Annotated in this window: 22 protein-coding genes and 1 other RNA gene; 10 read left to right on the top strand and 13 right to left on the bottom strand. The window is 66.3% G+C overall.

The window, feature by feature from the left end; genetic code table 11:
- Positions 1-32: 32 nt before the first annotated feature.
- A complete protein-coding gene (locus ACRYRV_RS02100; RefSeq protein ID WP_253450850.1) occupies positions 33-1256 on the bottom strand; it encodes an ATP-grasp domain-containing protein in 1224 nt (407 codons plus the stop codon).
- A gap of 204 nt (positions 1257-1460) precedes the next feature.
- Between ACRYRV_RS02100 and ffs the strand changes: the two genes are divergently transcribed.
- An RNA gene (gene ffs, locus ACRYRV_RS02095) (signal recognition particle sRNA small type) lies at positions 1461-1557 on the top strand.
- A 260-nt stretch (positions 1558-1817) separates the two neighbouring features.
- On the opposite strand, the gene gabT is transcribed toward ffs, so the two are convergent.
- On the bottom strand, positions 1818-3104 hold the full coding sequence (gene gabT, locus ACRYRV_RS02090) for a 4-aminobutyrate--2-oxoglutarate transaminase (RefSeq protein ID WP_444984107.1): 1287 nt from the start codon (positions 3102-3104) through the stop codon (positions 1818-1820).
- 37 nt (positions 3105-3141) lie between these two features.
- On the bottom strand, positions 3142-4596 hold the full coding sequence (locus tag ACRYRV_RS02085) for an NAD-dependent succinate-semialdehyde dehydrogenase (protein ID WP_444984108.1): 1455 nt from the start codon (positions 4594-4596) through the stop codon (positions 3142-3144).
- Between the two features lie 140 nt (positions 4597-4736).
- Between ACRYRV_RS02085 and ACRYRV_RS02080 the strand changes: the two genes are divergently transcribed.
- Both ACRYRV_RS02080 and ACRYRV_RS02075 read left to right on the top strand, forming a co-directional pair.
- Positions 4737-6161, top strand: a complete 1425-nt coding sequence (locus ACRYRV_RS02080) for an aminotransferase-like domain-containing protein (protein WP_444984109.1) — start codon at positions 4737-4739, stop codon at positions 6159-6161.
- Between the two features lie 479 nt (positions 6162-6640).
- Positions 6641-8326: an IS1634 family transposase gene (locus ACRYRV_RS02075; RefSeq protein ID WP_444984110.1), complete on the top strand. Its 1686-nt coding sequence runs from the start codon at positions 6641-6643 to the stop codon at positions 8324-8326.
- Positions 8327-8488: 162 nt separating this feature from the next.
- Here the strand turns inward: ACRYRV_RS02075 and ACRYRV_RS02070 are convergent, their stop codons facing one another.
- The 9 genes from ACRYRV_RS02070 to ACRYRV_RS02030 form a co-directional block, all read right to left on the bottom strand.
- Positions 8489-9826, bottom strand: a complete 1338-nt coding sequence (locus tag ACRYRV_RS02070) for a short-chain fatty acid transporter (RefSeq protein WP_444984111.1) — start codon at positions 9824-9826, stop codon at positions 8489-8491.
- A gap of 146 nt (positions 9827-9972) precedes the next feature.
- Positions 9973-10746, bottom strand: coding sequence for a transporter substrate-binding domain-containing protein (locus ACRYRV_RS02065; protein WP_445005979.1), 774 nt, complete (start codon positions 10744-10746; stop codon positions 9973-9975).
- A gap of 92 nt (positions 10747-10838) precedes the next feature.
- A complete protein-coding gene (locus tag ACRYRV_RS02060) occupies positions 10839-11561 on the bottom strand; it encodes an amino acid ABC transporter ATP-binding protein (protein WP_444984113.1) in 723 nt (240 codons plus the stop codon).
- Positions 11558-12211 carry an amino acid ABC transporter permease gene (locus tag ACRYRV_RS02055; RefSeq protein WP_444984114.1) on the bottom strand — a complete coding sequence of 218 codons (654 nt, stop codon included), beginning with the start codon at positions 12209-12211 and terminating at the stop codon, positions 11558-11560. Before ACRYRV_RS02055 ends, ACRYRV_RS02060 begins: the two co-directional genes overlap by 4 nt.
- 36 nt (positions 12212-12247) lie before the next feature.
- Entirely contained in the window at positions 12248-13438 is a 1191-nt protein-coding gene (locus ACRYRV_RS02050) for an acetyl-CoA C-acyltransferase (RefSeq protein WP_444984115.1), read from the bottom strand.
- On the bottom strand, positions 13435-14718 hold the full coding sequence (locus ACRYRV_RS02045; protein WP_444984116.1) for an ArgE/DapE family deacylase: 1284 nt from the start codon (positions 14716-14718) through the stop codon (positions 13435-13437). Before ACRYRV_RS02045 ends, ACRYRV_RS02050 begins: the two co-directional genes overlap by 4 nt.
- Entirely contained in the window at positions 14718-15371 is a 654-nt protein-coding gene (locus ACRYRV_RS02040; protein WP_444984117.1) for a 3-oxoacid CoA-transferase subunit B, read from the bottom strand. Before ACRYRV_RS02040 ends, ACRYRV_RS02045 begins: the two co-directional genes overlap by 1 nt.
- A complete protein-coding gene (locus ACRYRV_RS02035; protein WP_444984118.1) occupies positions 15361-16062 on the bottom strand; it encodes a CoA transferase subunit A in 702 nt (233 codons plus the stop codon). Before ACRYRV_RS02035 ends, ACRYRV_RS02040 begins: the two co-directional genes overlap by 11 nt.
- On the bottom strand, positions 16059-17420 hold the full coding sequence (locus ACRYRV_RS02030) for an aminotransferase family protein (RefSeq protein ID WP_444984119.1): 1362 nt from the start codon (positions 17418-17420) through the stop codon (positions 16059-16061). Before ACRYRV_RS02030 ends, ACRYRV_RS02035 begins: the two co-directional genes overlap by 4 nt.
- A gap of 112 nt (positions 17421-17532) precedes the next feature.
- Here ACRYRV_RS02030 and ACRYRV_RS02025 point away from each other — a divergent pair, with 112 nt between their 5' ends.
- On the top strand, positions 17533-18444 hold the full coding sequence (locus tag ACRYRV_RS02025) for a LysR family transcriptional regulator (RefSeq protein ID WP_444984120.1): 912 nt from the start codon (positions 17533-17535) through the stop codon (positions 18442-18444).
- 17 nt (positions 18445-18461) lie between these two features.
- Here ACRYRV_RS02025 and ACRYRV_RS02020 read toward each other — a convergent pair whose 3' ends face one another.
- Positions 18462-19424, bottom strand: a complete 963-nt coding sequence (locus ACRYRV_RS02020) for a DNA-binding protein (protein WP_444984121.1) — start codon at positions 19422-19424, stop codon at positions 18462-18464.
- A gap of 221 nt (positions 19425-19645) precedes the next feature.
- Between ACRYRV_RS02020 and dnaX the strand changes: the two genes are divergently transcribed.
- The 6 genes from dnaX to ACRYRV_RS01990 all read left to right on the top strand — a co-directional run bounded on the left by dnaX (position 19646) and on the right by ACRYRV_RS01990 (position 24536).
- The gene (gene dnaX, locus ACRYRV_RS02015) at positions 19646-21583 is read left to right on the top strand and encodes a DNA polymerase III subunit gamma/tau (protein ID WP_444984122.1); all 1938 of its coding nucleotides are present in this window, start codon (positions 19646-19648) and stop codon (positions 21581-21583) included.
- Between the two features lie 86 nt (positions 21584-21669).
- Positions 21670-21996, top strand: coding sequence for a YbaB/EbfC family nucleoid-associated protein (locus tag ACRYRV_RS02010; protein ID WP_253450859.1), 327 nt, complete (start codon positions 21670-21672; stop codon positions 21994-21996).
- A 2-nt stretch (positions 21997-21998) separates the two neighbouring features.
- Positions 21999-22604, top strand: a complete 606-nt coding sequence (gene recR, locus ACRYRV_RS02005; RefSeq protein WP_309635732.1) for a recombination mediator RecR — start codon at positions 21999-22001, stop codon at positions 22602-22604.
- Between the two features lie 50 nt (positions 22605-22654).
- Positions 22655-23782 carry a ribonuclease D gene (gene rnd / locus ACRYRV_RS02000; protein ID WP_444984123.1) on the top strand — a complete coding sequence of 376 codons (1128 nt, stop codon included), beginning with the start codon at positions 22655-22657 and terminating at the stop codon, positions 23780-23782.
- Positions 23779-24090, top strand: coding sequence for a YcgL domain-containing protein (locus ACRYRV_RS01995; protein WP_253450865.1), 312 nt, complete (start codon positions 23779-23781; stop codon positions 24088-24090). The genes rnd and ACRYRV_RS01995 overlap by 4 nt, the downstream gene beginning before the upstream one ends.
- The gene (locus ACRYRV_RS01990; protein WP_253450867.1) at positions 24090-24536 is read left to right on the top strand and encodes a YcgN family cysteine cluster protein; all 447 of its coding nucleotides are present in this window, start codon (positions 24090-24092) and stop codon (positions 24534-24536) included. Before ACRYRV_RS01995 ends, ACRYRV_RS01990 begins: the two co-directional genes overlap by 1 nt.
- The last annotated feature ends 8 nt before the right edge of the window (positions 24537-24544 follow it).

The raw sequence follows: 24544 nt of genomic DNA, 5'->3' as shown, positions 1-24544 counted from the left end.
CGTCAGGCTGTCACCTTTCCATGACGCCTGTCTCAGACATAGAAATCAAGCTCTTCCATATGCTTGAGCAGTTCTTTCATGCGCGCCGCCTCATCGCCCTTGAAGTAGACCAGGCCCCAGTGGGTGCCGAAGGCGGTGCGCTTGGTGACGGTCTCCTCGACCGGCGGGGTGAGCTCGTGGGACTCGAAGTAGGGGTCGTCTTCGACCTCCTCGGGGATCTCCAGCTTGCTCACCACGCGGCGGCGCGGATAGACGCCGAAGCAGCCGGCGAAGCCGTCGGCATCGACTATCTCCTGCGGGAAGAAGGCGGCGACCTCCTCCGGGGTGCTCTTGGGGTCGAAGACCAGCATGGAGGCCTGGTAGGCGTTGAAGCCGTAGACCCGCTCGAGCAGCTCGAACACCTTGAAGCCCGGCGGACGGTAGGCTACCTCGCCGAAGTACATCTCGCCGTCGCTGGTGACGAAGTACTCGGGGTGGATCAGGCCGAACTCGATATCGAAGGCCTTGATCAGCTTCTCGATCTGGGCGGTGATCTGGGGGCGATACTGCTCGAGCTCCGGGGAGGCGGGCACGAACACCGAATAGCCCAGGGTCACGTACTCGGAGATATTGAGGAAGGCGATCTTGCCGTCGTGGATCCACGCCTCCACGGCGAACTCCCAGCCGTCCAGGTGCGACTCCATCAGCACCGGGAACTCCTCGTCGGGGATGGTATCGACCTCGTCCGGGGTGCGAATCACCCGGTGACCCAGGCAGCCGGCCTTGTCGAAGGCCTTGAGATGGATGGGATCGTTGGGGTCGCCGTCGAGCTTGAGCAGGGTCTGGTTGACCCGCTTGAGGAAGCGCACGACGTCCTCCTTGTCGTGGGCCTCCTCGAAGATGCCGACGCGAATGCCGCCCAGCTGGGCGCGGCGCTTCATCAGCGCCTTGTCGCGCAGCAGCAGCGACTGGCCGTAGAGGCGGGGGTTGTCGAGCAGCACCGAATTGATGGCGCCGGCCCACTCCACGGTCTCCTCGAACAGCGGGATGGCGACGTCGACCTTCATCTCCTGGAGGGTATGGGCGATCTCCAGGGAGCGGTCGTTGAGGCGTTCGAAGTTCCAGGGCACATAGGGGATGTCGTGCTTCTGGCAGTACTCCTCGGCCCACTCCGGGGCAACCACCACGTAGCGTCGGTCGAAGTTCTCGGCGGCCTCGATGGCATTCAGGCTCCAGCCCAGCAGGGCGATGTAGCCCTTGTTCGGATCCTTCTTCATGGTGCGCCTCCCGATGTGGCGTGATGGATGAGTCTGCATTGACGTTCAATCCACGATACAGCAACGCCGGGCCCGTAGCATCCTGCCGCCGTCGGGCGATGCCCCTTGCCGGCCGGCTCCGGCGTTGATATAGTGCTCACGCACTCGGCAAGTCATTGATCGCTCGCCGGGTTTGACGCCCAAGGCGTCATGCCGTGGTGGCCCCGTCGGTCCTCCCGCAACGCTAAACCGCAAACCCCGCCAGGCCCGGAAGGGAGCAACGGTAGTGGTGGACGCGTGTGCCGGGATGTGGCTGTCGGGGCCGCCTCCATTTGCGGCAAACGCATTGTTGCTGAAGGGTTTTTGCCATTCGATCACTGAAAGTGATCCAAAAAATGGTGATCCAAACGCCCTCGAATCCCGCCTGCTTGTTTCATTTCTGTCACGGCCTGTGGTGCTGCCGCTTGGTGTGCCCTCTTCCAAGAGACTAGCAGCATGCAAAAATTGTGCCCGTGTTGGCCTTCCTTTTTTATTATGAATTCAGGCCATGTCATTTAGGGGGAGAGGGCGCCTTCAACAGCATTAATTCGCCAGCTCTTCCAGCGAATGCTCGATGATGCCAAGCCCTTCCTCAAGCACCGCGGAGGGCGCAGTGATCGGCACCAGCACGCGGATGGTGTTGCCGTAGAAGCCGCAGGAAAGCAGGATCAGCCCCTGCTCGCGGGCCTTGGCGCACAGCGCCTGGGCCTGGGCCGGGTCCGGCCTGCCATCGGCATCGAGCAGCTCGAAGGCCGCCATGGCGCCCAGGTTGCGCGCATGGCCCACCGGGGCGAAGCGCTCCTGCCAGACCGCGAAGCGCTCGGCCAGCAGGCGGCCCATCTGCTCGCTGCGCTCTAGGATGTTCTCCTCTTCGATGGCGTCGAACACCGCCAGCGCGGCCGCGCAGGAGAGCGGGTTGCCGCTGTAGGTGCCGCCCAGGGAACCGGGCCCGGAGGAATCCATCACCTCGGCGGTGCCCACCACTGCCGACAGCGGCATGCCGTTGGCCAGGGACTTGGCGGTGGTCAGCATGTCGGCCTCGATGCCGCTGTGCTCCAGCGCGAAGAGCTTGCCGGTACGCGCGAAGCCCGACTGCACCTCGTCGACGATCAGCAGGATGCCGTGGCGGTCGCAGAGCGCGCGCAGCGCCTTGAGGTACTCCGGCGAGGCGATATAGAAGCCGCCCTCCCCCTGCACCGGCTCGATGACGATGGCCGCCACCCGATGGGCCGGGATGTCGGTCTTGAAGAGTTTCTCGATGCCCGCCAGGGCCATCTCGTCGCTGATGCCGTGCAGCGGGTTGGGGTAGGGCGCGCGATAGACGTCGCCCGGCATCGGGCCGAAGTCGTTCTTGTAGGGCAGCACCTTGCCGGTCATGGCCAGGGTCATCATGGTGCGGCCGTGGAAGGCGCCGTCGAAGGTGATGATGCCGGAGCGGCCGGTGGCGGCGCGGGCGATCTTGACGGCGTTCTCCAGCGCCTCGGCGCCGGTGTTGACCAGCATCGCCTTGCGCTCCGGGCCCTTGACCGGGGCCTTCTCGCAGAGCCGCTGGCAGAGCTGGATATAGGGGGCGTAGGAGATCACCGCCGAGCAGGTGTGCATGACGCGCTCGAGCTGGTCCTGCACGGCCTTGACGATGCGCGGGTGGCGGTGGCCCAGGTTGAGCACGCCGATGCCGCCGGCGAAGTCGATCCAGCGCTGACCGTCCTCGTCCCACAGCTCGGCGTTCTCGGCGCGGGCCACGAACTGGGCGGTGGGGGTCGCGGCGCCGTTGGCCACGAAGCGCTGCTTGAGCTCGTTGAGCTCGGCGTTGGTGAAGGTCTGGGTCATGGTGAGATCCTGGCAGAGGGTGGATGACGCGGCGGGCTCAGAGCCCGCCCACGCAGACGTACTTGAGCTCGGTGAACTCCTCGAGGCCGTGGCGCGAGCCCTCGCGGCCGAGGCCCGACTCCTTGACGCCGCCGAAGGGGGCAAGCTCGGTGGAGATGATCCCCTCGTTGACGCCGACCATGCCGTACTCGAGCCCCTCCATGACGTGCCAGATGCGGCGGTAGTCGCGGGCATAGAAGTAGGCGGCCAGGCCAAAGGGGGTGTCGTTGGCCATGGCGATCGCCTCCTCCTCGTCGCGGAAGCGGAACACCGGCGCCAGCGGGCCGAAGGTCTCCTCGCTGGCCACGTTCATCTCAGGGGTGGCATCGGCGATCACGGTGGGGGCGTAGAAGCTCTGGCCCAGCGCATGGGGCGTGCCGCCGCACAGCAGCCGGCCGCCCTTGGCCACGGCGTCGTCCACGTGGCGCTGTACCTTGTCGACGGCGGCCTGGTTGATCAGCGGGCCGATCATCACGCCCGGCTCGCGGCCATCACCCACCGGCATCGCCGCGACCTTCGCGGCCAGGGCCTCGACGAAGGCGTCGTAGATCCCCTCCTGGACCAGGAAGCGGTTGGTGCAGACGCAGGTCTGGCCGGCGTTGCGATACTTGGAGGCGATGGCCCCGGCCACGGCGGCGTCGAGGTCCGCGTCGTCGAAGACGATGAAGGGGGCATTGCCGCCCAGCTCCATGGAGGCCTTCTTGACGGTGCCGGCGCACTGGGCCAGCAGCTTCTTGCCCACCGGGGTGGAGCCGGTGAAGGAGACCTTGCGCACGCGGGGGTCGGTGGTCAGCACCTCGCCCACCGCCGCGGGGCTCGCCGCGGTGACCACGTTGATCACCCCGGCCGGGATGCCGGCCTCGCGGGCCAGGCGCGCCAGGGCCAGGGCGGTGAGCGGGGTCGCCTCGGCGGGCTTGATCACCACGGTGCAACCGGCGGCGATGGCCGGGGCGCACTTGCGGGTGATCATCGCCATGGGGAAGTTCCAGGGCGTGATGGCGGCCACCACGCCGATCGGCTCGCGCAGCACCAGCAGGCGCTTGTCGGCGGCATGGGTCGGCAGGGTCTCGCCGGCCATGCGCTTGGCCTCCTCGGCGAAGTACTCGATGAAGCTGGCGCCGTAGGTCACCTCGCCACGGGACTCGGCCAGCGGCTTGCCCTGCTCCAGGGTCATTAGCTCGGCCAGCCCCTCGGTCTCCTCCTGGATGCGCAGGAACCAGGCGCGCAGCAGGGCGGCGCGCTCCTTGGCCGTGGTCTTCTTCCAGGCGGCGCCGGCCGCCTCGGCGGCGGCCACCGCCTGGCGGGTCTCGTCGGCACCCAGGTCGGCCACCTGGGCCAGCCGCTCACCGGTGGCGGGGTTGGTCACGGGGAATCTTACGCTGCCGGTCAGCCAGGCCTCGCCCACCAGGGCGGCGGCCGTGCCGTCGATCAACAGCGAGTCGATCAGCGTCATGGGGGTCTCCTCTTGTCGGTATGGGGAAGCACGCTAGCAGCAAGGCGCCCCGCCACCTATGGACCACTTCCCCGGCCAGGTGGACCAATCCTCACCCGCAGGGGATAATCGCCACACCCCGCGCCACCGTTGCCACCGCCATGCCGCCCCAGGTCTCCCTCGCCCCGCTTCTCGCCCGCGTCAGCCAGCAGCCCGAACGCCTGGGCAAGGGCGTACGCATCGAGCAGGCCCTGCGCCTGACGATCCTGCACGACTGGCCCGACGGCAGCCGGATGCCTTCCCACCGGCGGCTATGCCGGGAGCTCAAGGTCGCCCGGGACACCCTGGCCCAGGCAATGCGGCGACTGGGGGAGGAGGGGCTCATCTTCACCGGGCAGGGCCAAGGCACCTGGACCCGTCGCCCAGTCACGCCCAACCCGACGCCGGTGGATGCCGCTCTGCGCCTCTCGGCCCGGGCCGCCGCCATCCTGGACGCCCCCAGCGCCGGCGCCATCCAGAGCGGCGCCTTCATGCCCGGCATCCCGGACATTACCCAGTTCCCCATGGCCAAGTGGCGCGAGCTCTATGCCAGCGTCACCGTGCCCCGCAACGCCCTGCTGCTCTCCTACTCCAGCGGCGGCTATGGCCCGCTCAAACGCGCCATTCGCGACTTCCTGTGGCGCTGGCGACGCCTGGAGTGCGAAACCGACCAGATCATCATCACCGAGGGCACCCACAACGGCATCGAGCTGTGCGCCCTGGCGCTGACCGACGTGGGCGACCGGGTGCTGATGGAGTCCCCCTGCTACTGGGGGGCGCGCAACGTCTTCACCGCCGTGGGTGCCAGGGTCGACCAGCTGGCCTGGTCCCCGGAGGCGGGCCACGTCCCGGGAGAGGCAAACGCCCCGGTGCGGCTGGCCTACTTCACCGGCTCGCACCACTATCCGCTCAGCGTGCCTACCTCCCGGGCGCACCGGCAGGCGCTCTGCGCGCGCCTTGCGCCCGACTTCGTGCTGGAGGACGACTACGAGTTCACCGGCGAGGATGGCACCAACCTGATGTTCGATGGCCGCTCGGCCCGGCACCTGCTGGTGGGTTCCTTCTCCAAGCTGATGTTCCCCGGCCTGCGCTTGGGCTACCTAGTGGCCCCCCGGGCGCTGGTGGCACCGCTCAACCAGCTGCGCAGCGAGGTGTTCCGCGAGGGACGCCTGCTGGACCAGGCCGCCCTGGCCCAGTTCATCGCCGAGGGGGAACTGGACGCCTGGTACCGCCGGATCCAACGTGACTACCTGGCCCGCCAGCAGGTGATGCACGATCAGCTGGTGCAGGTGCCGGGCGTGGTCCATGTTTCGCCGCCGAGCCACTCCATCAGTCTCTGTGTGCAGTTCGAACCCGGCGTGGATGACCAGCGCATCGCCAGCCGCCTGCTGCAGTCCCATCTCATCACCCGCCCGCTGAGCCTGGTCTGTGCAGAAGACGATGTTCGTAGAGGTCTGATTTTGGGAATAGGTATGCTGTCTGGCCGAACTCTTGCCGCTGAAGCAATGCGGTTGAAAAAAGTTCTGACACACCTTCTTTTTCAATAAATAACTTGCTCGTCATATTGAGGCTGCATCAGCTGTGTTTGTTTTTCGAGCGCCTCGTTTGCGAGCGCATGTCATTATTTCAGGAAGTAGATCCGCAGCATGCGAGCTAGACAGATGGGTGGGTGCTCGTTGAGCTTAGCAAGCACTATGGCGACAGCACATCTATGAGCTATTGCTAGGAACTGGCGCCTCTATCTGGGCCAAGGCCCACTAGGCTGTCACCTTCTTTTTCTACTGGTGCTCTGACTAGGTGAAAGTGGTCTTCTTCATGGTGGCGAGATTAGTTGGAGTCTGGACTTCCAGCCTTTTCCCCGCCGGTGGCTCCCGAGTTCGACACTTCCAGCTCGATTTTGGCCTGAAATCGGCACTCATGGCATGGGAATTCAGAGACTTAGCCATTTCTGGCCGAATTCTTTGTAGTGACACGTTTTTCTCTTGGCACCTTGCCAGGCATGGATTGACCGGTCTATCGTGGTGACATGTTCGTCAAAGTCACCAAATCCGGCCCTCGCCGCTATGTGAAGCTCGTCGAGTCCTATCGCGACGAGGCCGGCAAGCCGCGCCAACGCGTGATCGCGACGCTGGGACGTCTTGAGGCCGTCACGGCCGGGGAATCCAGCGCGCTGATCAACGGCCTGCTGCGCGTCACCGGCCAGCCAACACTCGAGGAAGGCACCGGCGAGACCGACTTCGCGCCGGCGCGCTCCGTGGGTGATACTTGGCTGCTGACGTCACTCTGGAAAGAGCTCGGCCTGGATGACGCCTTCCGGCGTGTCTTGCGTAGCAAGCGCCAGTTCGATGCCGAGCGGCTGCTGCGGGTCATGGTGTTCAATCGGCTATGTGATCCGGAATCCAAGCTCGGGGTGCTGCGCTGGCTGGAAGATGTACTGGTGCCCGACGTCGACACGGCCTCGATCAGTCACCAGCATCTGCTGCGCACCATGGATACCCTGTCGGACTGTAGCGAAGCCCTCAATGACGTTCTGGCACAGCAGCTCAAGCCACTGATCGACCAGGAACTCTCGATCGTCTTCTACGACCTCACCACAATTCGGGCAGAAGGCAGTACCTCACTCGACGGTGATGTCCGTCAATACGGTCCCTCGAAGGAGGGCGGCATCGCCCGCCAGTTCATGCTCGGTGTCGTGCAGACGGCGGAAGGCTTACCCATTCACCACGAAGTCTTCGATGGCAATGTCGCGGAAACCCGCACGTTGCTGCCGACCATCGAGACGGTGGTCAAGCGCTTCAATGTGCGGCGAGTCGTACTGGTCGCCGACCGTGGCCTGCTCTCGCTGGACAATCTGGCTGCTCTGTCCGCCGTGCGTATCGAGGATCGCCCTCTGGAATTCATTCTGGCGGTGCCGGGCCGCCGTTATGGCGAATTCGATGCGCTGCTGAAGGCGTTTCATCAAGCGCACTGCCAGGATGTCGACGCCGAACACGAAGCCTACGGCGAGATGACATGGCAGGATCATCGGCTGATCGTGGCGCACCGGCCGGAGGTCGCCAAGGCGCAGACGGCGGCACGTGATCAGAAGATCGAGGCGCTGCAGGCCGATGCACGCCAGTGGTTCGAGAAGCTGGACAACCAAGATGCTGGGCGTCGCTACCGCGGCAGAAAGCTCTCCGATGCCGGCGTCACCGCCAGGTTCTACAAGGCCGTCACCGACGCTCACCTCGGGCATATCCTAAAGGTCGATCTGACCGCCGAGACGTTCAACTATGTCCTGGATCAGCGCGCGCTCGATCGCGCCAGGGTGATGGACGGCAAGCTGCTGTTGGTCACCAACATGGCCGACCACGACCCGAAGGAGATCGTGGAGCGCTACCGGGCGCTGGCAGACATCGAGCGCGGCTTCCGGGTGCTGAAGAGCGACATCGAGATCGCGCCGGTCTATCACCGGCTGCCGGATCGCATCCGTGCCCATGCGCTGATCTGCTTCCTCGCCCTGGTGCTTTACCGGGTGCTCCGGATACGGTTGAAGGCCAGCGATCACTCACTGTCGCCGACGCGGGCACTGGAGATTGCCCGCAAGATCCAATTCCACCAGGTCCTGCTTCACCGTCGCGAGACGGCGAGCGGCCTGACCAAACTGAAGCCTGAACAACGCGATCTCTTCGAGGCCATTGGACTACCGGCGCCGACTGCATCTCGCTTGTAGTGCCAATTTTGAAAACGCGTTTCCAGGCTAATCAGTGGCTTACGCTTCTATCTGTCGAACTCGGGGTGGCTGCCAGGCAGTTGCGGCGGGATTTATGCAGCGTATTTATTATTTCTCAGCTTGAGAGGCTTGCTCTGATATTGCGTTGAGTAGTCTTTATTCTCAGTAAAGAAGATATATTAAGACCGAGGTCAGGGTGCCTACCCAAACGGAAAGCAGTATGCAGTAACCCATGATGTGCCTAATGTGAAGCCCGACAACGCTAAGTATAGGTAGTGCCCAGAACGGCTGAATTAAGTTTGTCCATGCATCCCCCCAGCCGACTGCCATGGCCGTCTTTGCAGGATCTACGCCTAGCTCGAGTGCCGCAGGTAATTGTAATGGACCCTGCAGCGCCCATTGTCCTCCTCCAGAAGGAGCTAGGATGTTGACGAGTCCAGCAGACCAGTATGTCAGGGTGTTGAAAGTGGAAGCGTCGGCGATGCTTGTAATTCCGCCTATGATCATTTCTCCAAGCTCGGAATTCCCTAAAATCGCTATGATTCCAGCATAAAACGGGAACTGTAGGATGATTGGGGATATGGATGTGGCCGCTGATGAAAATGCGTCTGAATACGCTTTAAGCGAGCTGTGTAAGATTAAGCCAAGTGATAAGAAGAGGAGGTTTATTATGTTAAGGTTGAAGTCGCCACTGTTGAGGAAGTGGTTCACTATGTAAGCAATCCCCACCGTGCCGGCAATTCGGCCGATAACTCTGTTCTTTTCAACTTTTTTGGCTGGCGTCGAATAGCTCTCCCTATTCTTTTCTTTGGGCATTGCTGAGACTTCATCGTCAATGCTAGTGCTGCCTTTCCATGTGATGACGTCAGCTTTGTTCTTGGGAGCCATAAGGATTATTACGATGGGCATCGTTACAGCTAAGGAAAGGAAGATGGCAATTGTTGCTGGAGAGAATATTGTGGACGAGGTGGGTGCTACCCCCATAATTTCAGAAAGGAAATGACCTTCTGTAGCAATTGTAAGGCCTATTGAGCTTGATAGACCAGCTGTGTACAGGGTGGTTGGAGCATATGCTGCTGCGACAAGGAGAGGGAAGTGAATGTTCGGGTTTTTTTTTCCAACCTCTCTTGCTAATATCGCGCCTACGATTACAGCTAAGCCCCAGTTTATGTAGTAGGCAACTGCGCATGCTAAAAATACAATGATGTATGGCTTGTATGTTCCTGATGCGGTGCCTGCAAGTTTTTTAAGAGCCTGGCTAACATGAGGGCTGGAAGCTAGAGCCATGCCTGTCATCAGCAGTAACACCATTTGCATTGTAAAGGAAAGGTAAACCCAGAACCCGCTTCCCCAAGATGAAATGATATCTATGCTGGTCCCTGGGGTGGTTGCCCATGCAGCAAAAAGGACCCCGAGAGTCATGATTACTGCTATTGAAAATGCATCGGGTAGATATCTGCTTATTATATTTGAGAATCCTTCCGAAACTCTGGATAGCATGATTTTATCCTGTGGGTTTTGTTGGGTTTGCGTGATTTTATGTATTTTCATGGGGCGCAGATTTTGGTTTTGGTTGCCTGGTAAACTTTAGCTGCACCCCTTTTTGTGATGACTTATACGGGCGGGTGGTGAAGGTTTTTAGGTGCTTAAGGTTTAGCCTGCTGCGAGATATCCCGGCCGAAGTACTTCTCACTAATCTCGGCGTAGGTACCATTCTCCTGAATGGCGGCCAGTGCCTCGTTGAGGCGTTCCAGCATCTCCTCGTTGCCCTTGTTCACGGCAATGCCGATGTTGTCGACATAGATCGGCTCGCCCAGGGTCTGGACGCTGAGGTTGGCGTTGTGGATGGCGTTCTCGCCGATGAGCTGGTCGGTGATCACCGCATCCACCCGGCCGCGGACGGTGAGGTCGCGCAGCGCCGTGACGTCGTCGGTGTAGGTGGTCAGGTCGTCGGAGTACTCCCGGGCGGCATCGGCAAAGCTGCTGGCCACCAGCACGCCGAGGGTCTTGCCGCGGATATCCTCGACTTCGGTGAGTTCCTCGTTATCCACGGCGATGAATACCTGGGCGCCGGAGCGGTAGTAGGGGTCGGTGAAGTCCACCTGCTCGAGGCGCTGTTCGGTGATCGCCATGCTGCCGATGATGGCGTCGAAGCGGTCGGAGCGCAGGGCGGCGATCAGGGTCTGCCAGGGGTTGCCTACCGGTTTGGGCTCCATGCCCATCTCGGCGGCCAGGGCTCGGCCGATCTCCACGTCGAAGCCGGCCAGCTCGCCGTTCTCGCGATAGCTGAAGGGCGGATAGAGGCCGGTCATGGCATAGGTGAAGGTCTCCTGCTCCGCTCGAGCCTCGCCAGCGGGCATCAGGGTGATTGTTGCTGCTACTGCTAGGGTGCCGGTGGTGGCCAGAAGCGTACGGGTCATCTTGTTCATTGTGGTTTGCCTCTTGGTTGTCGTGTGGTACTTGCTTAGTGGCGTCCCGGCCATCGACTGATGCCGTTATCCAGGTCGCCGGGTCACAGCACTCGGCTGAGGAACTGCCTGGCCTTTGGGTGCTGGGGGGTCTTGAAGAAGGTCTCGGGGTCGCCCTGTTCGGCGATGGTGCCGCTGTCCAGAAATACCACCCGATCGGCCACCTCCCGGGCGAAGCCCATTTCGTGAGTGACCACCACCATGGTCATGCCGTCGGTGGCAAGGCCCTTCATCACCTCCAGCACTTCGCCAACCAGCTCGGGATCCAGCGCCGAGGTGGGTTCGTCGAAGAGCATCACGGTGGGTTCCATGGCCAGCGCCCGGGCGATGGCCACGCGCTGTTTCTGGCCGCCGGAGAGCTTCTCGGGATAGACGTCTCCCTTGTCGGCTAGGCCCACCTTCTCGAGCAGCGCTTGCCCCTGCTCGATGGCCTGGGCTCTGGGGGTGCGTTTGACGTGAATCGGGGCCTCGATGACGTTCTCCAGCACCGTCATATGGGGGAAGAGGTTGAAGTGCTGGAAGACCATGCCCACGTGTTCGCGATAGGCGTTGAGCGGCGTGGTCGCCGGGTCGATCTCGCGGCCGTCGAAGCGAATGCTGCCCTCGTCCTTGATCTCGAGGAAATTCAGGCAGCGCAGCAGGGTGCTCTTGCCGGAGCCGCTGGCACCGACCATCACCACCACCTCCTGGGGTTTGATCTCGAGGTCCACGCCCTTGAGCACGTGGAGCTCGCCGAAGTACTTATGCAGGTTCGTCACGCTGATCATTTGGCGGTATCCAGTCGATTCTCGAGGCGGCTGAGCAGGTAGGTGAAGAGCGCCACCATGACGAGGTAGTAGAGGCCGGCGATGGTGTAGAACTCGAGCTGCTTGAAGGTCACGGCCGCGTTGTCCATGGAGAGGCTAAAGATCTCGGTGATACCGATGAAGGCCACCAGCGAGGAGTCCTTGAGCCCGATGATGAACTGGTTGCCCATGGGCGGGATCGCCCGCTTGAAGGCTTGGGGCAGGATGATGCGGCGCATGGCCAGGCCGCGCTTCATGCCCAGCGACTGAGCGGCCTCCATCTGACCGCGATCCACTGACTGGATGCAGCCGCGGAAGATCTCGGCGATATAGGCGCCGCTGTGGATGGCCAGGGCGATAGTGCCGGCCCAGAAGGCCGAGAGCACTACGAAATGGGTGATACCGAAGTAGAGCCACATGATCTGCACGATCAGCGGGGTACCACGGATGATGCCCACGTAGCCGCTGTAGATGACGCTGAGCGTCCTGATGCCGGAGACCCTCATCAGGGCGAAGATCAGCCCGATCACCAGCGCCAGAGCCAGAGAGATGCCGGTGATCTTCAGGGTCATCCAGGCCGCCTGGGCGAAGCCCGGGAAGGTGGAGATCAGATCATTGAGAAACGACGTCATTGTTGGAGTCCTTGTGGGTGTCGTTGGAGGCGAAGGTCAGCAGCGTTCGAGGATCACCGCGATGCCCTGGCCGCCGCCGATGCAGGCGGCTGCGCAGCCGTAGCGTCCTCCTCGGGACTGGAGAATGCGGCCCAGGGTGCCGGCCAGACGTATGCCGGTGGCGCCCAGGGGGTGGCCCAGCGCCAGAGCACCGCCCCAGACGTTGACCCGCTTGGGGTCGAGTGCCAGCTCTTCCACGGTGTGCAGGGGCACCGCGGCGAAGGCTTCGTTGATCTCCCAGGCGTCGATATCGGCAACGGCGAGGCCGCTTCGGGCCAGCACGCGCCGGATGGCGGCCGCCGCCCCGGCGCCCATCTGCTCCGGGGCGACCCCGCAGTCAGCCAAATCCATCACCCGGGCCAGGGGCGTGGCGCCGTGGCGAGTGAGGGCCTGTTCCGACATCAGCAGGGCGGCGGCGGCCCCGGAGGTGAGCGGAGAGCTGTTGCCGGCCGTCACCCGGCCGCCTTCCAGAAAGACTGGGTCGAGGCCGGCGAGGCGCTCGGGGGTCGTGTCGGCGCGGATATTGGCGTCCCGAGCGACGGTGTCTCCGGTGGCGTTGGCCAGGGTCAGGCGTTCGCCGACGAAGCGGCCCTCGGCCTCGGCGGCGGTGGCCCTCTGGTGGGAAGCCAGGGCCAGGGCGTCCATGGCCTTGCGCTCTATGCCGGCTTCTTCTGCCAGGCGCTCGGCGGTGAGGCCCATGTTCAGGGCTATCTCGAGCTCGAGCCAGGGTGCCTGGCGCAGTGCGTCAGGGCTGGTCAGCACTCCTTCCTTGAAGAGTGCCGGGCCCATGGGCACCCGGGTCATGTTTTCGAAGCCGCCGGCGATGCCCACCTCGATGGCGCCGGCCTGGATCTCCCGGGCGGTGCTGCGCAGGGCGGCGAGCCCCGAGCCGCACTGCTGGTCGATCTGGCGGCTGGCACAGCCGCGCCCCCGTTCGCCCAGGCGCTCGGTGAGCCACAGCGGGTAGCGCCCGCCGAAGCTCCACTGCTCCTTGACCGGCAGGGCGCAGCCGACGCTCAGCTCCTCCACGGCGGCGCCGTCGAGGTCGCCCCGTTCGAGCATGGCGTCGATAACCGCGGCTAGCAGGGCGTCGCCCCGGGTGTCGGCCCAGGCGTCCACCTCCGGCTTGCGGGGATGGGCGCGGGTAAAGGCGCTGCGGGCGTAGTCGGCGAGATAGACCTCTTTCACGGGGTCGGCTCCTCTTGTCTGGCCTGCTGCCCCCAGCGGTGGAGGAACAGCGCGTAGGTGGTCAGCACCTGGCGGATGGAGTCGATCTCCACGCACTCGTCCACCCCGTGGATGCGCTCGGCCACCGGGCCGTAGCAGGTGCCGTTGATGCCGCCGGCGACGTGGAAGGCGCGCAGGTCGGTGGTGCAGGTGGCCAGGTAGTGGGCCGGCGGCTCGCCGAGCAGCGCTTCGTGGCAGGCCGAAAGCAGCCGAATGCCCGGTGCGTCCAGGTCGACCAGGTGCCCCTCGGAGCGGAAGCCGTGGAAGCTGACCCGGGGCGGCGGCGTATCATCGTCGAGCTCGGCGTGGCGGGCGGCGATGGCGTCGCGAACCCGCTGCATGACCGCGTCGGGCGTCATGCCCGGCGGGAAGCCGACGCGCCCCTCGAGCGTGGCGTGGGCCGGCACGCTCGAGGCCCAGTTGCCGCCCTCCACTCGGCCGATGCTGAGGTTGAAGGGGTGGGGGTGATCCGCATAGAGGGCCGGGCGGGGCAGAGCGTTGATCTCCGCCTCCAGCGCCTTGAGCGCCGGCAGGTACTGCTGCAGGTTCTCGATGGCGTTGCGGCCGGCGGCGGTGTCGAGCACGTGGGCCGGGACGCCGTCCAGGCGCATCCGAAACCACAGGACCCCCACCTGACCGCTGAGGATTCGGGCACCGAAAGGCTCGGGGATCAGCACGAAGTCGCCCCCGTAGCCCTGGTGCAGGCAGGCCAGGGCGCCGTTGCCGGTGCACTCCTCCTCGATCACCGTCTGCAGGGTCAGCGGGAAGTCGATGGCCACCCCGGCGCGGCGCACCGCCGCCACCGCCATGATCATGGCGGCAATGCCCGCCTTCATGTCGCCGGCGCCGCGGCCGTAGAGCCAGCCGTCCTGCTCCCAGGGCTCCCAGGGCGGGCGGGTCCACATATCAGTGGGTTCGGCGGGCACCACGTCCAGGTGGCCGTTGAACACCAGGTGCGGGCCACGGGCCTCGGGGTTGAGCCGCGCGACCAGGTTGTAGCGCCCGGCGCTCTGCCATTCGGTCGGCACCCGGTGGGGGTGATCGGCCAGGCCCGGGGCGTCCAGAGGCACCCGGGTCGCCGGCAGGTCGAGCCGCTCGAACCAGGCCTCCATGGTATCCAGGGCCCCGTGCTCCTGACCCAGCACGCTGTAGCCGCGTACCAGGTCGCGGGTCAGTTCCAGGGTGTCATCCATCAGCGCCTCGCAGGCGGCGACGATGCGCTTTTCGGTGGCGTCCAGCATCAGAACCTCCCCAGCCGTGATTCGTCGATGAGCAGCGGCGCCTCGGTAGCCGCGCGCAGGTCGTCGGTGGCGAGGCCCTCGGCGATCTCCACCACGGCCAGGCCATCAGGGGTCACGTCCATCACCGCCTTGTCGGTGATGATGCGCGACACGCAGCCGCTGGCGGTGAGCGGCAGGCGGCAGCGCTCGAGTACCTTGGGGTGGCCGTGCTTGTCGTTATGGGAGCAGAGGATCACCAACCGCCTGACCTTCTGGGCCAGCTCCATGGCGCCGCCGATCCCCGGCGAAAACTTGCCGGGGATCTTCCAGTTGGCGAGATTGCCGGCAGCGTCGACCTCGAAGGCGCCCATAAAGGTGACGTCCACCCGGCTGCGCCGGATCATGGCGAAGGAGGTGGCGCTGTCGAAGACGCTGGCCCCGGGTCGGGTGGCGATATAAGCGCCGCCGGAGTCGATCATGTCGTGGTCCGGCGCCTCGCCGTCGCGGCGGGGGCGGCAGCCCAGCACACCGTTCTCCGAGTGCACCAGCACTTCCATCTCGTCGGGCAGGTAGTGGAAGAGGCGGGTCGGCAGGCCGATACCCAGGTTGACGATCTGGCCGGGGATCACCTCGCGGGCGGCCCGGGTCAGGATGCGCTGAGAGTCAGAGGCCATGGGGACGCACTCCCTGTTCGCTGGTGGCTCGGTCCACCTGCACCACCTGACTGACGAAAGCGCAGGGGGTATGGATGGCGTCGATGGGCAACTCGCCGGGTGCATCGAGGCAGTAGACCTGGGCGATGACGGTGTCGGCGGCCATGGCCATCAGCGGGTTGAAGTTGCTGGCGGTGGCGCGATAGATCAGGTTGCCGTAGCGGTCGGCCCGTTCGGCGTGGATCAGGGCGACATCGGCGTGCAGGGCCGGCTCTATGCCCCATGTGCGGCCATCGATCGCGATCTCGCGCCGCTTCTCGGCGATCTCGGTGCCCTGGCCGATGTCGGTGAGAAAGCCGCCGTGGCCGGCGCCGGCGCAGCGTATCCTCTCGGCGAGCAGGCCCTGAGGGTGGAAGCTCACCTCGAGCCGGCCCGCATTCATCGCCTCGATGGCGGTGCGGTTGAGCCCCAGGTGGGAGGTGATCAGCCGCCGGACGCGGCCCGCTTCAATCAGCCGGCCAATGCCGATACCGGGTTCGTTGGCGTCGTTCTTGATCAGGGTGAGCCCGCCCTGGCCCGACTCGAGCAGGGCGTCGAGCAGGGCGAAGGGGGTACCCGGCGAGCCGAAGCCGCCGATCATAATAGTGGCCGCCTCCGGGATGGCGGCTACCGCCGCTTGGAGGTCGCGCACCTTCTGGGTGAGCAGCGTCATGACTGGCGCACCTCCATCGGCTGGGCAGTGGCCTCATCGGCCAGCGCTCGGTCGAAGCGCGCCATGGCGCGTCCCAGCCGCTCGAGCAGTGTCTCCACCTCGTCGGCGCAGATGGTCAGCGGTGGGGTGACCAGGAAGTGGTCGCCGGCCATGCCGTCCAGGGTGCGGCGGGGATAGATCAGCAGGCCCTCCTCCCTTGCCAGGGCGGTGATCTGGGCGTAGCGATTCTGTTCGGCAGGGAAGGCCTCGCGGGTGTCGGGGTCTGCCACCAGCTCCACGCCCCACAGCAGGCCGAGACCGCGCACCTGGCCGACCCAGTGGTAGCGCGCGGCCAGCGCTCGGAGGCCGGTGCCGAGCTGTTTGCCGCGTGCCCGGGTATTCTCCAGTAGCTGCTCTCGGTGGATGGCGTCGATCACGGCGAGGCCGGTGGCGCAGGCCAGCGGATTGCCGGCGTAGGTATGGCCGTGCTGGAAGCCGCCGCTTGCCATCACCGCCTCGACGAGGTCGTCCCGGGCTAGTAGCGCCCCCACGGGGTAGTAGCCGGCGCCCAGCCCCTTGGCGGTGACCAGCAGGTCGGGGGTCACGCCGTAGTGCTGATAGGCGAACCAGGCGCCGGTGCGGCCCACGCCGGTGAGCACCTCGTCGAGGATCAGCAGGCAACCGAATTCGTCGCAAAGCGCGCGGATGCCCTTCAGGTAGCGCTCGCCGAGCAGCCGGCCGCCGGTGCTGGCGCCGCCGACGGGCTCCAGCACGAAGGCGACGATCGTTTCGGGCCCGGCGGTCTCCAGGGTTGCTCGGGTCTCGGCCAGCACCCGGTCCACATGGGCGTCGTCGTCGGCATCGGCGTGGCGGTAGAAGTCCGGCCCCGGCACCTTGAGCGAGGCCTGAGTGAGAGTGGCGAATGGCGCCTCCAGCGGCTGATAGCCGGTGACCCCCAGGGCGCCGAGGGTGCTGCCGTGATAGGAGGGGCGCAGCGAGACGAAGCGGCGCCGCTGAGGTTCGCCGGCGGCCACGAAGTACTGCCGGGCTAGCTTCAGGGCCGACTCTACGGCCTCCGAGCCGCTGGAGACGAAGAACACCTTCTGAAGGGCACCGACGGTGAGTTCAACCAGGGCGTGGCCCAGGGCCAGGGCTGGGGCGCTCTCGAACTGGGTGCGGTAGGTGAAGGCGACCCGGTCGAGCTGGTCGAGCATGGCACTGCGGATATCCAACCGGCCGTGGCCGAGGTTGCAGGTGATGGCGCCGGAGCAGCCATCCAGGTAGGCCCTGCCGGCGGTATCCCAGAGCATAATGCCGTCAGCGTGGCTGACCTCCGGCAGTGCCGGGCCGGCCTGGTAGAACAGCGGGGAGTCGGTCATCGAGGCTTCCGTTTGTCGTTGTGGTGATGAAGGGAGACTCGATGCAGTCTAGGTAGCGACGTCAGGATATTTCAATATATGATGTTTTTATCGAATTCGATGAGTTTTAGTCATGGCTAACGTGACCATCCACTCCCTCAAGGCGCTGGCGGTCTTCAAGACGCTATTCGAGGTGGGCAGTGCCTCCGGCGCGGCGCGACACCTGGGCATCACTCAGTCCGGGGTCAGCCGCTCACTGGCTCAGCTGGAGGAGAACCTGGGTATCCAGCTGTTTCTGCGCGAGAAGAACCGCCTGGTGGCTACGCCGGAGGCGCGTGAACTCTATGACGAGATTCTGCGGCTGATGGGTAATATCGAGGAGCTGCGCCACAGCGTCCTGGCGCTCAAGGAGTTCGGCACCTCGCGGCTACGGATCGCGGCGATCCCCGGCCTCTCCTTCGGTTTCGTGCCGCGCCTTGTGGCGGCGTTGCTGGAGGAGAACCGCCGTTTCAGCGTCAGCCTCGACATGATGGCCAGCCACGAGGTGCAGAGCGCAGTGGAGTCCAGCCACGCCGATATTGGTTTCATCACCCTGCCGGCCACCTCGCCCCAGCTGCACGCGGAGACGCTGCTGACCACCCAGGCGATCTGCCTGCTGCCGGAGAGACATCCCCTGGCGGCCCAGGCCAGTGTGGACGTCTGTGACCTGGCGGATCAGCACCTGGTGATCAGCAACCAACCCAGCCTGGCCACCAACCCCCTGCTGGAGCTGGTGGCCCATCACGGTGTGCGAATCGCCGGCAAGACCGAGGCCAATATCGGCACCATTACCGCTCTGGTGGCCAACGAGGTGGGGATCACGGCGATGAACCCCATCACCGCCCACGACCAGCTGGGGCGCCACGAGCGTGTAGTGGTGCGCCCCTTCACGCCTGCTATGACCTTCGGCTTCGGACTGGTCTATCGTGGCGAGTGGAAGCACTCCCGGGTGCTGGCCTTTCTTCGCGACCGAGGTAGGGAGCTGCTGGCGGATTATCGACGCTGAGGGGGAGGCTAAGCGGACTAGTCCTGCTCGCCCCGAGGGCGCATGCTGCGCTGGCGCTGCTGTACCTGCAGGGCATCCATCCGTGACTTGAGCGCCGCCTGGGTGGCCTGCAGCGCCTCGGCGCGGATCTCCGCCTTGGAGGCGCGCTGGGAGGCCTCCTGGGCCTGCTTCTGGGCTTCCTGGCGGGCGCGCTCGGCGGCATCCAGCCGCTCCTTGTGTTCGGCTCGCAGCTCCGCGACCTCCTGCCGCTGGCGGGCGCGTTCGGCCTGCAGTTCCTTCTGCAGCGCGGCCTGCTGCTCGGCCTTCTCGCGCACCTGCGCCAGGGCGCTGTCGCGCTGGGTCTCGGCCACCGCCTGGCTGCGCTCCGCCTTGACGCGTTCGGCCTCGGCTCCCCGGGCCTGGCGCTCGGCGGCCGCCCTGGCCTGGGCCGCCTCCTCGAGCTGTTCGCGCAGCATCTCCACCTGCTGGCGGGCCTGCAGCAGGGCCTCCCGGTGTTCCCGGGACTCCCGCTGCTCGCTCTCCAGGCGCTCGCGCAGCTGGTTCAGCTCGCCCTGCAGCTGGTCCCGGTGGCTGCGGGCCTCCTCGGTGGCCTGCTCGGCGGCCTCCAGTCGAGCCGCCTGCTCGAGCACCCGCTGCTCCAGGGCCTCGCCCAGCTCCGCCAGGGAGGCGGCATCGGCGCGGGCCTCCTCGGCCAGCTGCTGTCCCCGGGCCAGGGCGCTGTCGGCATGCTGGGCAAGCTCGCGCTCCAGGGCCTCGATCAGCGCCCCGGGCAGACGTGGGGCAGGCAGCGGCGCCGGCTCTCGGGCGGCACGCCAGGCGCTGAGATGGCGCTGGATGCGGTTGGGGGAGCCGGCCCCCAGGTGCTCGCAGACCCGCGGGAGGGTGGGCTCGGCTCCGCGCCCCTCGAGGTTCTCGGCGGCGGCGGCGACCTGTTCGAAGGTGATCTCCGCCGGAGGCGGCGCAGTGGGGTGTCGGCTCATTCGGATATCGTCCCTGGCTGGCATGGCACTTGGATGGGTGCGAGCCTAACATAGCCGTCGGACGGGAGTGAGCCACCCGGCGCTTTTCCGGGCCGTCACCGCCTTGCTTTCCGCCGCGGGCCCCAATCGCTAGAATGAGGGGTTCTGTCGGCCGTGCGCCGATTCAATTCCGGGCGCCGGCACCGCGCCGACATCCGACCAACGCAAGGACTCCGCGCTGCATGAGCTATCAGGTTCTGGCCCGCAAGTGGCGGCCGCGTACCTTCCATGAGCTGGTGGGCCAGGAGCACGTTCAGCGTGCCCTGGTCAACGCCCTGGACCAGGGGCGCCTGCACCACGCCTACCTGTTTACCGGCACCCGCGGGGTCGGCAAGACCACCTTGGCGCGAATTCTCGCCAAGTGCCTCAACTGCACCGCCGGGGGGCAGGGCGACGAAGGGGTGACCTCCACGCCCTGCGGCCAGTGCCCCAGCTGCGTGGCCATCGACGAGGGGCGCTTCGTCGACCTGATCGAGGTGGACGCCGCCTCGCGCACCAAGGTGGAGGACACCCGCGAGCTGCTCGACAACGTGCAGTACGCGCCGACCCAGGGGCGCTACAAGGTCTACCTCATCGACGAGGTGCACATGCTCTCCACCAGCAGCTTCAATGCGCTGCTCAAGACCCTGGAAGAGCCGCCGCCCCACGTGAAGTTTCTGCTCGCCACCACCGATCCGCAGAAGCTGCCGGCCACGGTGCTGTCGCGCTGCCTGCAGTTCACCCTCAAGCACATGCCCCCGGAGCGTATCGTCGAGCACCTCGCCAAGGTGCTGGGCGCCGAGGGGGTGCCCTTCGAGGAGAGTGCACTCTGGCTGCTGGGGCGTGCCGCCGAGGGCTCCATGCGCGACGCCATGAGCCTCACCGACCAGGCCATCGCCTTCGGCCAGGGGCGGGTCGAGCATGGCGACGTCGCCGCCATGCTCGGTACCCTGGACCAGCGCCAGGTGCTCTCCCTGGTGGAGGCCCTGGCCGAGGTGGACGCCGCCCGGGTGCTGGCCGAGGTGGCCGCCCTGGCCGAGCGAGGCCCCGACTTCGGCGGCGTGCTCGACGAGCTCACCGGGGTGCTGCACCGCCTGGCCATCGCCCAGATGGTGCCGGATGCCCTGGATAACGGCCACGGCGACCGCGACGCTCTGCTGGCGCTCGCCGGCCGCCTCACCGCCGAGGACGTCCAGCTCTACTACCAGATCGGCATCCAGGGGCGCAGCGACATGGAGCACGCCCCGGACCTGCGCACCGCCCTGGAGATGACCCTGCTGCGCATGCTGGCCTTCCGCCCCCAGGGGGTGCCGGCACCGGCGAAGACGCCGTTGCCGCTGCGCGGGGCGGGGGAGGGTGGTGCCGGGCCAGGGGCCGGCACGGTCGCTCCGCCTGCGGCGCCGTCCGCTCCCGCCCAGGCGAGCGGACGACGGCCCGAGGTCGAGAGGCAAGCGCCCGCCGTCGAGCCCCCCGGCGCTGCCCGATCGCCTGAGCCGCCGCCCCCGGCGGCGCCGGTTTCCCCTGCCGCTGCCGAGGCACCGCCGCTGCCCCAGGAGCCGCCGCCACCCTGGGAGGAGGCCGCCCCGGCGCCCTCTGTCCATGCCCCCAAGGGCGCACCTGCGCCCGAGCCGTTTCAAGAAGCAGGGCCGGCAGCGGAGTCTTCGGCGGAGCCGCCGCCTGAGCCTGCCCAGGCCGAGCCGTCGCCTGCAACGCCTTCCGAGCCCGGCATGGCCGGCCTCTTCGGCCACGCCGACTGGCTGGCCTGCTTCGAGTCCCTGGGGCTCGGCGGCCTGACCCGCAACCTGGCGGCCAACTGCGTGGTGGAGCACGATGATGGTCAGGTGCTCCGGCTGCGCCTGGACCCGGCGCTCTCCGCCATGCGGGCCGAGATCCATATCGAACGCACTCGGCAGGCCCTGGCCGAGCACGGCGTGGTGCGGCGCCTGGTGGTCGAGGAGGGGCCGCTGCCCGAGCGGGTCGAGACGCCCCGCCAGCAGGCCGAACGCCTGGCCGCCGAGCGCCACGCCGAGGCGGTGGCGGCGCTCAGGCGCGACCCCAACGTGCAGAAGCTCGAACAGGCCTTCGGGGCACGGCTGATCGAATCCACGGTGAAGCCCGCCGAGACCGGGGCCGGCTCCTGACCGGCCCTGCGTTCGGTCTACCGAACCGGGAGCTCACCGCGACGTCATACTCAGGAATTATCACATCACCATAGAGAGGACTCACCATGTTCAAGGGTGGAATGGGCAACATCATGAAGCAGGCCCAGGAGATGCAGGAGAAGATGCAGCGCGTCCAGGAGGAGATCGCCCGCGCCGAGGTGCAGGGCGAGGCGGGCGCGGGCATGGTCAAGGTGACCATGAACGGCCGTCATGACGTCAGCAAGGTCGATATCGACCCGAGCGTCATGGAGGAGGACAAGGAGCTGCTCGAGGATCTGCTGGCCGCGGCGGTTAATGACGCCGTGCGCAAGGTGGAGGCCAACTCCAAGGCGAGGATGGAAGAGGTGACCTCGGGCATGAACTTGCCGCCGGGCTTCAAGATGCCGTTCTGACGATGAGTTTTTCCCCCCTCGTCGAAAGACTGATGGAGTCGCTGCGGGTGCTGCCCGGCGTCGGGCCCAAGACCGCCCAGCGCATGGCCATGCACCTGCTCGAGCGCGACCGCGACGGCGGCCGGCGCCTGGCCGCGGTGCTCGATGAGGCGCTGGAGCGGGTCGGCTACTGCCGGCGCTGCCGCACCCTCACCGAGGAGGAGGTCTGTGCGCTGTGCGAGAGCGCGCGGCGCGACGACACCCTGCTCTGCGTGGTGGAGTCCCCCGCCGACCAGCTCGCCATCGAGGAGGCCGGCGGCTACCGCGGGCGCTACTTCGTGCTCCACGGCCACCTCTCGCCGCTGGATGGTATCGGCCCGGAGGACATCGGCCTCGACCAGCTGGAGGCGCGAGTGGCCGAGGGAGGCATCGAGGAGGTGATCCTCGCCACCAATCCCACGGTGGAGGGGGAGGCCACCGCCCACTATATCGCCGCCCAGCTCTCGCCCCACGGCGTGGGGCTGTCCCGGCTCGCCTACGGCGTGCCCATGGGCGGCGAACTCGAATACGTGGACGGCGGCACCCTGAGCCGCGCCTTCAACGGCCGCCTGCCCTTCCGGGGCGACTGAGCCTCGGCCACTTCCCCTTTCCCGACGACCCTTCATTTGCCGGAACCCCAATGCCCCTGAATCCCGAGATACGCTGGATCGATACCCCCGAGGCCCTGGATGCCGCCTGCGCCGAGGTGGCCCAGGCGGAGGTCATTGCGCTGGACACCGAGTTCTTCCGTGAGAACACCTTCCTTCCGGTCCCGGCCCTGATCCAGTTCTCCGCCGGCGGCCCGGCCTGGCTGGTCGACCCCCAGGCGGTGGCCTGCACCGACGCCTTCCGGCGGCTGCTCGCCGAGGGGCCGCTGAAGCTTTTGCACGCCGCCAGTGAGGACCTGGAGGTGTTTGCCGCCTGGGCCGGCGTGGTGCCCAGCCCCCTGGTCGATACCCAGCTGGCCCAGGGCCTGCTCGGCGAGACCCCCTCCATGGGCTACCAGAAGCTCGTCGAGCACTGGACCGGCCACACCCTGCCCAAGGACGAGACCCGCTCCGACTGGCTGGTGCGCCCGCTCAGCGAGGCCCAGCAGACCTATGCGGCCCTGGACGTCATCTACCTGGTGGAGGTGTGGCAGCAGCAGCGTGAGGCCCTGGCGCGCCTGGATCGCCTGGCCTGGCTCCAGGCGGACTGTGCCGAGGTGGTGGCCCAGGCCGGCCGCAACGGTGAGGACGACGCCCAGTGGTACCTGCGTCAGCGCCAGCTGTGGCGGCTTACCCCGCGGCAGATCGAGGCCTACCGCCGTCTTACCACCTGGCGGGAGGGCGAGACCCGGGCGCGCAACCTGCCCCGGGGCTGGCTGGTCCACGACCGGGTGCTCTACGCCATCTCCGAGGCGATGCCGGAGAACCGCTTCGAGCTCTCCCGGGTGGAGGAGGTCAAGCCGAGCCTGATCAAGCGCGACGGCGACACCCTGCTGGCCCTGGTGGCCGAGGCGCGCCACCTGGACGAGGATGCGCTGCCCCCGGCGCTGCCGTCTCCCATGGCGCCGGAGTTCAAGCGCGTGCTCAAGGCCCTCAAGAAGGTGGTCAACGCCGAGGCCGAGACCCTGGGGCTGGCCCCGGAGGTGCTGCTGCGCCGCCGCGACCTGGAGGCGCTGGTGACCGCCCACCTGGATGATGAACCGCTGCCCTTGCCCACCGGCTGGCGCGGCGAGCGACTGAATGCGGGCCTGGTCAAGGCCCTGGAGGAGTGCCCCCGATGAGCGATGACCGGATGCGCGGTAACAAGCTGCTGTGCGAAGTGTTCAAGAGCCCCCGCAAGGAGGAGATGTACCTCTACGTGGACAAGCGCGAGGGACTCGCCCGGGTGCCGGAGGTGCTGCTCGAGCGCTTCGGCAAGCCGGTCTCGACCATGACCCTGATCCTCTCCGCCGAGAAGCGCCTGGGTCGCGCCGAGGCCGGCGACGTCATGGCCGCGATCCGCGAGAAGGGGTTCTACCTGCAGATGCCCCCGGCCAAGGAGGAGTACCTCCTCGACCTCTACCGCACCCCCACCGAGGCGCGCTATTGATGCGTGAACGCTTCTGGGAGCAGTACCCCCTGGAGGAGCTGACCGCCGAGGAGTGGGAGGCGCTCTGCGACGGCTGCGGCCAGTGCTGCCTGCTCAAGTTCCAGGACGAGGAGAGTGGCGAGCTGGCGGTGCTCAACCTGGCCTGCGAGCTGCTCGACGTTCACAGCTGCCGCTGCAGCGACTACGAGCACCGCCTCGAGCGGGTGCCGGAGTGCACCCGGCTGACGCCCGAGCGTGTGGGGGAGTTCCGCTGGCTGCCTCACTCCTGCGCCTACCGCCGGGTGGCCGAAGGGCGCAAGCTGGCCCGCTGGCACCCGCTGCTCTCCGGGGACCCGGAGAGGGTCCACCGCAAGGGGATCAGCGTGCGCAGCTTTGCGGTCACCAGCCGCGGGGTCCCCGAGGAGCAGTACGAGGACCATATCATCGCGGTGATTCCCATCGATTGACGGCCCTT

This window comes from Halomonas mongoliensis (assembly GCF_052496345.1).
The sequence above is the reverse complement of the archived record's forward strand: the minus strand, read 5'-3'. Positions and strand labels throughout refer to the sequence as shown.